We start from the raw sequence: 12,526 nt of genomic DNA, 5'->3' as shown, positions 1-12,526 counted from the left end.
ACTTTTACAAAAAAAAACACAAAAAAAAACAACTATATTACCACTACTCCTTTTAGCGTATTGTTTTACAATTATTTAACTTTAAAATTATTTTTCAGATAAATATGCTTGTCTTACTTTTTTAAATAAATTTGATGAGTATACAAAATCTACTACCGCTTCGTTGTCTGTTTTAAAAATTTCTTTATGTGATCCTTCCCAAGCTTTTTTCCCGTTTTTAAGAAAAACTATTTTATCTCCTATTTCCATCACCGAATTCATATCATGGGTATTAATCACAGTCGTTATTTTATACTCATCCGTAATTTCTTGAATTAAATTATCAATTACAATTGATGTTTGAGGATCTAACCCTGAGTTTGGTTCGTCGCAAAATAAATATTTTGGTTTCATTACAATTGCTCGTGCAATGGCAACACGCTTTTGCATCCCTCCTGATAATTCTGCTGGGAATTTTTTATTCGAATTTTCTAAGTTTACTCGCTTTAAAACAAAGTTCACCCTATCTAACATCTCATCAATAGGTTGTTTTGTAAACATTTTAAGAGGAAACATCACGTTTTCTTCAACAGTTTGTGAGTCAAATAAAGCACTACCTTGAAAAACCATCCCTAATTCTTTTCTAAAGTTTCGTTTATCTTCAATAGTCATTTCTGTATTTACACGACCATCGTAAACTATGGTTCCCTTTTCAGGAATATGCAACCCTATTAATGATTTTAAAAACACTGTTTTTCCTGAACCACTTTGTCCAATAATCAAACTTGTTTCTCCTGGCAAAAAAGAAGTTGTTATTCCTTTTAAAATTTCAACTCCACTGAATCCTTTGTGTAAATTATTTACTTCTATCATTTTATGTTAACAACATTTGAGTTAATAAATAATTAGCAATTACAATAAGTACGGTTGTCCAAACTACCGATTGTGTACTTGCCTTACCTACTTCTAACGAACCTCCTTTTACATAATAACCATGGTACGAGGGCACTGTAGCTATTAAAAAAGCAAAAACTAATGTTTTTATAATTGCATAGGTTAATAAAAACGGATCAAATTCCATTTGTACTCCTATTATATAATCTGCTCCTGAAAACAATCCTGAAAGCACTCCTGCAACCCATCCTCCCCAAATTCCTAAAAACATTCCTAAAACAATTAAAAACGGGTAAAAAAATACCGTTGCTATTATTTTAGGTAACACCAAATAATTTAAAGAATTAATTCCCATAACCTCCAACGCATCAATTTGTTCAGTAACTCTCATTGCGCCTATACTTGATGTTATGTACGAACCTACTTTACCTGCTAAAATTATAGAACAAAATGTGGGAGCAAACTCTAATATAATGGAGCGTTTTGCTGCAAAACCTATTAATGATTTTGGTATAAACGGACTTTCTAAATTTAATGCGGTTTGTAACGCAATTACCCCACCTATAAAAAATGAAATAAAAGCTATAATACCTAGTGATTTATGACCTAATTCATCTATCTCTCTAAATAAAGCTTCTTTAAAAACACGTTTACGCTGTGGTTTTGTAAAAACTTGCTTTAGCATGACAAAGTATTTCCCAATATGCTCAATGTAGTTCATTAAAGTACGTTATTTTTCTTTTTGCTAAAGTATTAAAAAACCATTAACTCTTCACTTTATTATCAGTTTTAGTGCCTGTTTACTTATCTTTGATTCTTAAATTTTTAAAAATAAAAATGAAAAAATTATTATCATTTACCTTTTTAACTGTTATATGCTTATGCAGTTTTACACCTATTAAAAAGAAAAGTTCTAAAAGACCCAAATTAGTTGTTGGTATTGTTATCGATCAAATGCGTTATGATTACCTTACTCGATTTGCTGATAAATATGGAAACAACGGATTTAAACGTTTATTAAATGGTGGCTTTTCACTTGAAAATGCTCATTATAATTATATGCCTACATATACTGCTGTAGGACATACCTCAATTTACACCGGAACTACACCTGTTAACCACGCAATTATTAGTAATAATTGGTATGATAAATACTTAAAAGAAACTATTTATTGTGTAGATGATGCAAACTACAAAACCATTGGAAACGATGGTAAAGGAGGAAAAAAATCTCCTTACAGAATGCTTACCACGACCGTTACCGATCAATTACGTTTAGCACAAAACATGAACGGTAAAACAATTGGAGTTGCTATAAAAGACCGTTCTTCTATTTTACCTGCTGGCCATACAGCTAATGCCGCTTATTGGTTTGATGGCGGTAACAAAGGTGATTGGATTTCTTCATCTTATTACATGGATAAACTACCTAGATGGGTAGAAAAATTTAACAACTCTAAAATTGTTGACGACTACCTATCAAAACCTTGGAAAACACTTTATGATATCAATACTTACACCGAAAGTATTGCCGATGATAATAATTATGAAATAACTTTTAAAGGGGAAGAAAAACCTGTTTTTCCTCACGACATTCCTAACTTAAGAAGTAAAAACAATAATTATAGTATTATAAAAGCAATTCCGGCAGGAAATACTTTAACTACCGATTTTGCAAAAGCGGCTATACTTGGTGAAAATTTAGGGCAATCTGCTTACACCGATTTTTTAGCAGTTAGTTACTCATCAACAGATTATGTTGGACATCAATTTGGTGTTGCTTCAAAAGAAATTGAAGACACTTATTTACGTTTAGATAAAGATTTAGCAAATTTATTTACATTTTTAGATACACAAGTTGGCGAAGGTAATTACACCTTGTTTTTAACAGCAGATCACGCAGCAGTACAGGTTCCATCTTATTTAAAATCGGTTAAGATACCCGCTAATTACTTTAGTTATAAAAAATTTAAAGCGTATGTAAACAGTATAACTTTAAAGTATTTTAAATCTGATGAATTAGTTGAGAATATTTCTAACTTTCAAATTTTCTTAAATAAAGAAAAAATTGAAGAATTAAAATTAAACACAAATGATGTAGCTCAAAAAATTGCTGATGAAGTGATTAACTATAAAGGAATATACAAATCAGTAACTGCAAGAACTTTACAAACCACAACGTTTACAAATGGAATATTAAACTCATTACAAAACGGATATAATCAAAAATTTTCAGGAGACATTTTATTAGTTCCTAACCCATCAACTATTAGCTATCCTAAAAAAGGAACCACACACGGTTCAGGCTATTCTTACGACACTCATATTCCTATTATTTTTTATGGTAATGGAATTAAACAAGGTGCGTCAAAAAAGAAATATGAAATAATTGATATTGCACCAACAATTTCTAATTTATTACAAATTGAGTTTCCTAACGGAGCAACAGGTAAAATTATCGAAGAGGTTCTAAACTAACAAAAGGCGCTCATTGAGCGCCTTTTTTTTTATTCTTTTTCAGAATACTAAAAGGGGAATTATTTATATCTATTATTTTTCTTAACCTTACAGTACTCTTTATTTATTTTTTTAACTGAAAAATTAAACATTAAATCAAATGTAAAAACTATAAACGCTATTAAAAAAAGGTAAACCATATTGTTATAAATTTGTTTTCTATATAGTTAGACACTTTATTTTTAAATAAGTCACACTTTTTATTTTGGGTTATTTAAAATTATAAGTGCTGCTATAACACCAGGCACCCATCCGCAAAGCGTTAATAAAAATACAATTACAATTGACCCACATCCTTTACCTATTACAGCTAATGGTGGAAAAAAAATAGCTAATAAAACTCTTAATAAACTCATTTATGTTAAATTGATTAATATACTATAAAGACGTTTATTTTACTTTTTTGTTACAAAAAACCCACTATTATATAGTGGGTTTAATTTTAACTGAATACTTAAATTAAGTTTTACATTAATTTACCAAAGAAAATAGCATTCATTAATAACTTATTCGTTCCAAACCAAAAAGCTCTAAAGTTTGTATTATCTGTAAAAACAATAACACGTCCTGCTCCTAATCGATTAACTTTAAACGGAACCGTGTTTTTTAATGCTTTTAAATTTTCTTTTGAAATATAACCACTTAACAAAGGTTTGTTTGTATATTGAATCGGATTATTATAGCTTTTACTATCTGCCTGAATAAACTGACGTGTATTTCTAAACAATGCTATTTTATCATTTTTATATCCGAAGTTTATTGGGTGCGAACGATCTATTTTTGCTTCAAAAATAGCGCCACCAATAACTTGTGCTCCTGATTTTAACGATTTGTTTTCAAAGGATACATTTTCAACGCTATCTATTTTTGTTTTATTAAACTTTAAGTTAATAAAATTTTTATTTGACAACCAGTTTACTGCATTTCTATAGCCAATTAAAACTCCGCCATTCCTTACCCAGTTTTTTAATTTAATTTCTAAATTTTTATCTATCGAGTAACTATTCGGAACAACAATTGTTGTGTATTTATCTAAATTTACTCTCGAAGCGTATGCTACATCTAACTTAGTTAATTTCATTTCATAGCGCTGATCTAATAAGTGCCAAATTTCACCAGCATCGTAACTCGTTATTCCGTTACCAACCAACATTGCCACTTTTTGTTGTTTTATAGCTTTAAAATTTCTGCTTCCTAAATCAATTCCTTCATTTAAACCAGTAGCAACACCTCTAATTTTTAGATGATTTTTTATTGCAATTTTCTCTAAAAAACTAAATAACGCTTCTCCGTTTAACTTTTGATTCTGAGCAGGAATAAAAATAGTTCCATAATCATACAATTGATTATCGTTTTTAAATTGTCTCATTGCAACCTTAACGCGTATTCCTTTATCTAATATAAAGTTTAAAGCTTTTGGAGTTTCATATTCGTGCCAAGAAAACAAATATCCTACTGTACTTTTTTGTTTAATGTTTCCTGCTTTCTTTTTCAAACTTACAATTTCTTCACCTGCCTTTGATAACGAAACATCATCTACTAAATCAACACCAAAAGCATGATTAAATGTCCATGCAGAAACATCGTAAAACAAGCTATCTTTAAAAGTTGTTCGTACATCAAACATTGCTTTCACTAACCTATTATTTTTCTGATTCATAGGTACTACATAACTATAACCTTTTTTAAAATTTTTCCCTTTTGAGGTAAAATCAGCTTTTAGTTGATGTATTTTTATTTGATGCTTCTTTAAAACTTTAGCTAAATGATATGCTTTCACCCCGTCTTTTTCATCTCCAAAAACAATCGCTTTATTTTCTGATAAACTTCTCGATCTCTTATAAAAATCTTGTTGATATTTTAAGATTTTAACACGCATGTTTTTGGCAGCCTCTAAGGTTGATAAAGTTGCCGTAAATTGATTTCGGATGGTAAATGGAAAAGTTAACACTCCGTTTTCACTTTCTTGAGCATGCCCACGAGAACTTCCTTGTTCAAATAAAATTCCAATACTCCCATTAATATCTGGAAATGTAGATCCTTTTCCGTAATAAAAATCATCAAAACTCTCTTCAGAATAATATGTTGAACCTATTTTATCAAAAGCCCTAGCATGGTATGTTCCTATTTCTTTTGTTAAATCTTGGTTCATTTGCGGAGTTAAAGGGTTGGTTCTACTCGGAATTCCTGGTTGAAAAAAGAAAGTAGAATTTGTACCCATTTCGTGATGATCTGTTAAAATATTAGGCAACCATTTATGAAACGATGCTATCCTCGCGCTACTTTCTGGTAATTGAACAGGTAACCAGTCGCGATTCATATCAAACCAATAATGATTTGTTCTTCCGCCGGGCCAAACCTCATGATATTCCCTATCATTAGGATCTGGATTAATATTACTTGCTTTATTAGTATTTGCCCAATATGCAAACCGCTGTAATCCATCAGGATTTAAAGATGGGTCAAATAAAATAATTGTACTCTCTAACAATTCATCAATTTTAGCTCCCTCTGCTGCTGCTAAATAATAAGCAGAAGCTAAAACTGAATTTGTTCCACTAGCTTCATTTCCATGAATAGAAAAACCTTGATAAACTATTATAGGTTGTTTAGATACATCAACTGAAGCATCATTCGTGGCATTAATATGATTTTTTCTTATTTTTTGTATATTTTGATGATTTTCAGCTGAAGTTATCGTCAACAGTAATAATGATCTACCTTCATAAGTTGCCCCTCTATTTTCAAGCGTGATTCTATCTGAAGACCTTGCTAAAACCGTCATATACTCCACCAATTTATCATGTGTAATGTGCCATTCACCTACTTCGTGACCGATAATTGATTTTGGTGTTGGAATGTTTTTATTATACGAAACATCGTTTGGTAAATAATACGATAAATCTATGTTTTGCTGTGCAACAACCGAAGTTGCTATTAAAATTAACAGGAATAAAAAGGTTTTTTTCATTGAATTAATAGTTTGGTAATTTAACAAATATATTAAATCTAAAATCCATGTCTTAATACATTAACACACGTTAACAATAAAAAAAACATCATGCCTTTTAGATTTAATATATTTATAAAACACGACTCTTAGCTACTTGATAATCTTACATCATGTTAACCTTTAACAAAAAAGCACTACCAAACACCACTTACACGTGATTTATTACCGATTACACATAACATATTTCCTCTTTAATTAACAACCAATTAAACCTGTAAGTTTGCAGCAGGGGAATATTAATAATAAAAATTAAATTATGGCTAAACAATTACACAAATGGGGATTAAGTGTTTTAAAAACTACAGCATTTCAATTATCTGAACTAGGCAAAGCTGCTAGTTATGCTATTAATAACTAATTAAAAGTTACTAAACAACAAACGCTCCATTATAATACAATGGGGCGTTTTCTTTTTTAAACCTATCTCTTCTTTTTTAGTCTAAAAACAAACAATTTAAAATTAAAACAGTTAACGAAAACATTTTTATACCCTAAGCAGTTCTTATTTAAAATGAAAGTCAATTTGATTTTCTGAGCCCTATTTTCAAATTAAAATAATCTTTTTACTAAAAAAAACATATTTAAACAATCAAGTAAACACATAATCAATCATTAATAAGTAAATTTTATCGTAAAAACCCAAACCAAACATTAAATTCATTTATTTTGTATTAAAATTAGTCAAATTATGTCATCAAAAAATAAAGTACAGAGTTTAAACATTGAAAAGACATTTGTCTCACCAGAATACATTCGTAATCGTTTTTCTACAATTATGTCTGATATGTATAAAAATGAAGTTCCTCTTTATGGTGAATTACTTGATTTGGTTCATGAAATTAATGACAATGTTATTTCTACATCTAAAGAGGTAAAAGAACAATTAGTACATACTGGTGAAATTACACGACTAAATATGGAGCGCCATGGAGCAATTCGCTTAGGTAAACCATATGAATTATTTACAATGAGACGCCTTTTTAAAGTCATGGGAATGTTTCCTCTTGGATATTACGATTTAGCAACGGCTGGTGTTCCTGTTCATGCTACAGCCTTTAGAGCTATAGAAAACACAGCGCTTAACCAAGCTCCCTTTAGAGTTTTTACCTCTTTATTACGTTTAGATTTAATTAGTGACGAGGAGCTTCGTAACAACATTGAAACCATTTTAGAAAACCGTCAAATTTTCACAAAAAAAGCATTGGAATTAATTGATAAAAATGAAAAAAACGGTGGTTTAAATAAAGAAGACGCTGAATTTTTTATTCAAGAAGCTTTACAAACTTTTAGATGGCACGATACTGCTACGGTTGATTATGAAATGTATGAGGCATTACTAGGCCAACACAGATTAATTGCTGATGTAGTTGCTTTTAAAGGACCACACATCAATCATTTAACACCTAGAGCCTTAGACATAGACAAGGTTCAAACAAGTATGGAAGCTCGTAACATTACTCCTAAAGACATTATAGAAGGCCCTCCTACCAGAAAATGTCCTATTTTATTACGTCAAACAAGTTTTAAAGCATTAACCGAAAAAGTAATTTTTAAAGATAATGCTAAAAATAAAAAAACAGGAGAACACAAAGCTCGTTTTGGAGAAATTGAGCAACGTGGAGCTGCATTAACACAAAAAGGATTAGACTTATACAATAAATTATTAGGTAAAACACGTAAAACTATTGGTGGATCACCAAATGCTGAAAATGCAACTGAATACAACCAATTATTAAAAGAAAACTTTAAATCCTTTCCTGATACTTACGAAGAATTGCAATCAAAAAAGCTGGCCTTTTTCCACTACTTTACAACTGATAAATCAAAAAATATAGCTAAAGATAAAACCTACACAAAATCAGATGTAAATCAACTACTAAAAGATAATTATTTAACTGTAGAGCCTTTGGTTTATGAAGATTTTTTACCTGTAAGTGCTGCCGGTATTTTTGCATCAAACCTAGGTACTGATGATGCAAAACACGAATACAACGAAAGCTCTAATCAATCATTATTTGAAAAAGATTTAGGAGAACCTGTTTATGAATTAATGGAATGGTATGAAAATATACAAAATGAAACCATTAATAAATGTTTAGCGCAAATAAATGCTTAATATTAAAATTTCGCCGTCTATTATAAAATTATATTTTTCTCATAAAAAAAACTCTACCTTTATAACGTAAACTAATAGCACATAACAAAATTATTCTTTTGAAAAATCATTTTGATTATATAGACAAGCAAATACTATCAAAACTAAGGTTAGACGCTCGAAAAGCTTACTCACAAATAGCTAAGGAGTTAAAAGTTTCCAACTCTTTAGTACATCAGCGTATAAAAAAACTTAGCTCTGATGGTGTTATAAAAAATGCTGAATTTGTTTTAGAAGAAAATAAACTAGGCTACAAAACAAAATCATATACCGGTATTCGTTTGCGAGAAGCTCGTTTTGCTAAAGAAGTTATGAAGGAACTAAAAAAAATTCCTGAAATAACCGAATGTAATTTTGTTTCTGGTAATTATGCTATTTTTATTCTTATCTACGCAAGAGATAATGAGCATTTACAAAAAATATTATATGACAATGTACATTTAATAAACGGAGTTGCAGGTACCGATACTTTTATTTGTTTTGATACTTGCTTTAAACGTAACATTCCTATTGAATAAGAGTAAAATGGCAAATAACACACAATTATTAGCATTAGAAAAAAGTCTAAAAGACGATTTATTTTTTGATGATTTACATAAAAACCTATACGCTACCGATGCTTCTGTTTATCGTAAAATTCCGCTTGCGGTTGCTTACCCAAAAAACGAAACAGATATTAAAATTTTAATTGATTTCGCAACTAAAAACAGCATTACCTTAATACCAAGAACAGCAGGAACATCACTTGCCGGCCAGTGTGTTGGAGACGGAATTGTCGTAGATGTTTCAAAACATTTTACATCGATCTTAGCTTTTGATGAGCAACAAAAAACCATCACAGTTCAACCAGGAATTATTCGTGATGATTTAAATCGGTTTTTAAAACCTTTTGGGTTATTTTTTGGTCCAAATACCTCAACCTCTAATCGCTGTATGATTGGAGGAATGGTTGGTAACAACTCTTCAGGAAGCACCTCTATTCGCTACGGAGTTACACGTGATAAGGTTATTGCTATTAAAGGATTATTAGCTGACGGAAGCGAGGTACTTTTTTCAGAAATCACCTCGCAAGAATTTAATCAAAAGAAAATAGAAAACTCTTTAGAAGCTACTATTTACAAAACAATTTACAAGGAACTTTCTCTACTAGAAAATCAACAAGAAATAAAAAATGAATTTCCTAAAGAAAGTATTCACCGACGTAACACAGGTTATGCTGTTGATGAATTTTTAACTTCGGATTTGTTTGGCGGAAATCAACCGACTATAAACCCTGCTAAATTTTTATCTGGTAGCGAAGGAACCTTGGTTTTCTCTACTGAAATCACTATCCAATTAGACAACTTACCGCCTACACACAGTATCATGGTTTGCCCTCATTTTACGAGTGTAAACGAAAGCTTAAAGGCTACCGTAACCGCTATGAACCACAAATTATATGCGTGTGAACTAATGGATAAGGTAATTTTAGATTGCACCAAAAACAATAGAGAACAAGCTAAAAATCGTTTCTTTTTACAAGATGATCCTGAAGCCGTTTTAATGTTAGAAGTATCAGCAAACTCTGTTACAGAAGCAGAAGAACAAGCCGATAATTTAATAGCAGACTTAAAAGCTAATAATTTAGGATATCATTATCCGAAAGTATATGGTGAGGATATTGCTAAAGTACATTATTTACGTAAAGCAGGTTTAGGTTTACTAGGTAACATTGTAGGTGATAAAAAAGCTGTTGCTTGTATTGAAGACACTGCTGTTGCCTTAGAAGATTTACCTGAATATATTGAAGAATTTACGCAGATAATGGATAAATATCAGCAAAACGCTGTGTATTATGCACATGCTGGTGCTGGAGAATTGCATTTACGTCCGATTTTAAATTTAAAGAAGCAAAAAGATGTAGTTTTATTCAGAAAAATAACTACTGAAACGGCTCAACTTGTAAAGAAATACAAAGGCTCTTTTAGTGGTGAACATGGTGACGGAATTGTACGTGCAGAGTTTATTCCGTTAATGATTGGTAACAAAAATTACGAATTATTACGCCGAATTAAAAAAGCATTTGACCCAAACAACATATTTAACAAAGGTAAAATTACGGATGCTTTTCCGATGGATAAAAACTTACGTTATGAAATCGACAGAAAAGAACCTGTTATAAAAACATTACAAGATTTTTCTGAAAGCGAAGGCATTTTAAAACTAGCCGAAAAATGTAACGGATCAGGTGATTGTCGTAAATCTCCTGAAGCTGGCGGAACTCTTTGTCCAAGTTACAGAGCTACCAAAAACGAAAAAGAAACTACACGAGCTAGAGCAAATATGCTACGTGAAGTACTTACCAATAACACTACCAAAAACAAATTTGATTCTAAAGAATTAAAACAAGTTTTAGACTTATGTTTAAGTTGTAAAGCTTGTGCTACCGAATGCCCTAGTAATGTTGACATTGCCTCTATGAAAGCTGAGTTTTTATACCAATATCAAGAAACTAACGGATATTCTTTTCGCAGTAAATTGTTTGCCAATAATGCTAAATACAATAAGCTAGGTAGCAAACTTCCTACCATCACAAATTTCTTTACCAACACAGTATTAGCTAAAAAAATAATGGGTGTTGCTACACAACGTTCGGTTCCTAAATTAGCCAAGCAATCTTTAAATGTTTGGTTAAAAAAACACGATGCTAAAGCATCAAAAAGAATCGTTTATTTATTTAATGATGAATTTACCAATTTTTATGATGCTGAAATAGGAAAAGATTCCGTAATTATTTTAGAAAAATTAGGATATCAAGTTAAAAATATTGAACACGAAGAAAGTGGACGCAGTTATATTTCGAAAGGTTTTTTAAATGAAGCTAAAGAAATTTGCAATAAAAACATTACTATTTTTAAAGATGTAATTACTGATAAAACGCCGTTAATAGGAATAGAACCATCGGCTATTTTAACTTTTAGAGACGAATATATACGATTAGCTGATGATAAATCATCTGCAGAAAAAATTGCCAAAAACGTTTTTACTATTGAAGAATTTTTAGCTTCCGAACTTGATAAAGGAAACATCAATCCCTCTTTATTTACACATAAAAATAAGGAGCTTAAAATACACGGTCATTGTCATCAAAAAGCATTATCATCAACACATGCTAGTTTTTCAATGTTAAATATTCCGAAAAACTACAAAGTTACCATCATGAATACCGGTTGTTGCGGAATGGCTGGTAGTTTTGGATACGAAAAAGAGCATTATAAAGTAAGTATGCAAGTTGGTGAAGACACTCTTTTTCCGAAGATACGAAATTGTTCTGCTGAAACTGAAATTGCAGCAGCGGGAACAAGTTGTCGACATCAAATTTATGACGGTACCAAGCGAATTGCTAAACACCCAATTACTATTTTAAAAGAAGCATTACTTTAATTAGTTGATTTCTAATTATTTATTTTGTATTTTTAGACATATGTTAATTTAAAACACCATGTTATGAGTAGTACTAAAATAATAATTAACAATGCTTTATTAATTTTTGCAGGAATTGTAGGCTTTTTTCTATTGATGAAAATTTTAGGCTTAGATCATGTTTCAGAATTACGTTTCTTAAATTTTGCTTTTGTGCTTTGGGGAATAAACAATGCCATAAAAACGAATATCAATGCAAATAAAGAATCTTTATATTTTAATAATTTTTCTGTTGGTATAGGAACCTCTATTGCTGCTGTTGGATTTACAATTATAGGACTAATATTTTATGTAAATTTCATAAATCCTTCTCTTATTAACATCTTAGAAGACGCTGCTTTTTGGGGAAAAAATTTAAGTTTAGGTTTAATTGTTTTCGCTTTAGCTATTGAAGGAATTGCCTCTTCAGTTATTTGTTCTTTTATTTTAATGCAGTATTATAAAAACTACAAACCTGTAGTTATTTGATCTTTCTTATATTAATTTAAAACACAAAAAAAAGCCTC

General features: G+C 30.4%; 9 protein-coding genes. 5 read left to right on the top strand and 4 right to left on the bottom strand.

What is annotated here, in order from left to right; genetic code table 11:
• Positions 1 to 87: 87 nt before the first annotated feature.
• Both Q4586_RS03310 and Q4586_RS03305 read right to left on the bottom strand, forming a co-directional pair.
• On the bottom strand, positions 88 to 852 hold the full coding sequence (locus Q4586_RS03310) for an ABC transporter ATP-binding protein (RefSeq protein ID WP_068704435.1): 765 nt from the start codon (positions 850 to 852) through the stop codon (positions 88 to 90).
• 1 nt (position 853) lies between these two features.
• Entirely contained in the window at positions 854 to 1,594 is a 741-nt protein-coding gene (locus Q4586_RS03305) for an MlaE family ABC transporter permease (protein ID WP_068704437.1), read from the bottom strand.
• A gap of 116 nt (positions 1,595 to 1,710) precedes the next feature.
• Between Q4586_RS03305 and pafA the strand changes: the two genes are divergently transcribed.
• Positions 1,711 to 3,351, top strand: a complete 1,641-nt coding sequence (gene pafA, locus Q4586_RS03300) for an alkaline phosphatase PafA (RefSeq protein WP_303526300.1) — start codon at positions 1,711 to 1,713, stop codon at positions 3,349 to 3,351.
• A gap of 239 nt (positions 3,352 to 3,590) precedes the next feature.
• Here the strand turns inward: pafA and Q4586_RS03295 are convergent, their stop codons facing one another.
• Complete coding sequence (locus tag Q4586_RS03295; protein WP_084443134.1) at positions 3,591 to 3,746, bottom strand: YqaE/Pmp3 family membrane protein; 156 nt, start codon at positions 3,744 to 3,746, stop codon at positions 3,591 to 3,593.
• 110 nt (positions 3,747 to 3,856) lie between these two features.
• Positions 3,857 to 6,361: a M14 family metallopeptidase gene (locus tag Q4586_RS03290; protein ID WP_303526294.1), complete on the bottom strand. Its 2,505-nt coding sequence runs from the start codon at positions 6,359 to 6,361 to the stop codon at positions 3,857 to 3,859.
• A gap of 730 nt (positions 6,362 to 7,091) precedes the next feature.
• On the opposite strand from Q4586_RS03290, the gene hglS reads away from it, so the two are divergent.
• The 4 genes from hglS (at position 7,092) to Q4586_RS03270 (ending at position 12,488) form a co-directional block, all read left to right on the top strand.
• On the top strand, positions 7,092 to 8,519 hold the full coding sequence (hglS, locus tag Q4586_RS03285; protein WP_303526291.1) for a 2-oxoadipate dioxygenase/decarboxylase HglS: 1,428 nt from the start codon (positions 7,092 to 7,094) through the stop codon (positions 8,517 to 8,519).
• 98 nt (positions 8,520 to 8,617) lie between these two features.
• Positions 8,618 to 9,076: an Lrp/AsnC family transcriptional regulator gene (locus Q4586_RS03280; RefSeq protein WP_068704444.1), complete on the top strand. Its 459-nt coding sequence runs from the start codon at positions 8,618 to 8,620 to the stop codon at positions 9,074 to 9,076.
• 7 nt (positions 9,077 to 9,083) lie between these two features.
• The gene (locus tag Q4586_RS03275; RefSeq protein WP_303526287.1) at positions 9,084 to 11,981 is read left to right on the top strand and encodes an FAD-binding and (Fe-S)-binding domain-containing protein; all 2,898 of its coding nucleotides are present in this window, start codon (positions 9,084 to 9,086) and stop codon (positions 11,979 to 11,981) included.
• Between the two features lie 63 nt (positions 11,982 to 12,044).
• Complete coding sequence (locus tag Q4586_RS03270; protein ID WP_303526284.1) at positions 12,045 to 12,488, top strand: hypothetical protein; 444 nt, start codon at positions 12,045 to 12,047, stop codon at positions 12,486 to 12,488.
• Positions 12,489 to 12,526: the final 38 nt, after the last annotated feature.

It is taken from the genome of Tenacibaculum soleae, from assembly GCF_030549005.1.
GTDB lineage: Bacteria > Bacteroidota > Bacteroidia > Flavobacteriales > Flavobacteriaceae > Polaribacter > Polaribacter soleae.
This window is presented reverse-complemented; position numbering and strand designations above follow the sequence as displayed.

What these genes read in the sequence shown, in the direction of transcription:
- Q4586_RS03310 (WP_068704435.1), bottom strand. Translation starts at nt 852, where the DNA reads ATGATAGAAGTAAATAATTTACACAAAGGATTCAGTGGAGTTGAAATT.
- Q4586_RS03305 (WP_068704437.1), bottom strand. Translation starts at nt 1,594, where the DNA reads ATGAACTACATTGAGCATATTGGGAAATACTTTGTCATGCTAAAGCAA.
- pafA (WP_303526300.1), top strand. Translation starts at nt 1,711, where the DNA reads ATGAAAAAATTATTATCATTTACCTTTTTAACTGTTATATGCTTATGC.
- Q4586_RS03295 (WP_084443134.1), bottom strand. Translation starts at nt 3,746, where the DNA reads ATGAGTTTATTAAGAGTTTTATTAGCTATTTTTTTTCCACCATTAGCT.
- Q4586_RS03290 (WP_303526294.1), bottom strand. Translation starts at nt 6,361, where the DNA reads ATGAAAAAAACCTTTTTATTCCTGTTAATTTTAATAGCAACTTCGGTT.
- hglS (WP_303526291.1), top strand. Translation starts at nt 7,092, where the DNA reads ATGTCATCAAAAAATAAAGTACAGAGTTTAAACATTGAAAAGACATTT.
- Q4586_RS03275 (WP_303526287.1), top strand. Translation starts at nt 9,084, where the DNA reads ATGGCAAATAACACACAATTATTAGCATTAGAAAAAAGTCTAAAAGAC.
- Q4586_RS03270 (WP_303526284.1), top strand. Translation starts at nt 12,045, where the DNA reads ATGAGTAGTACTAAAATAATAATTAACAATGCTTTATTAATTTTTGCA.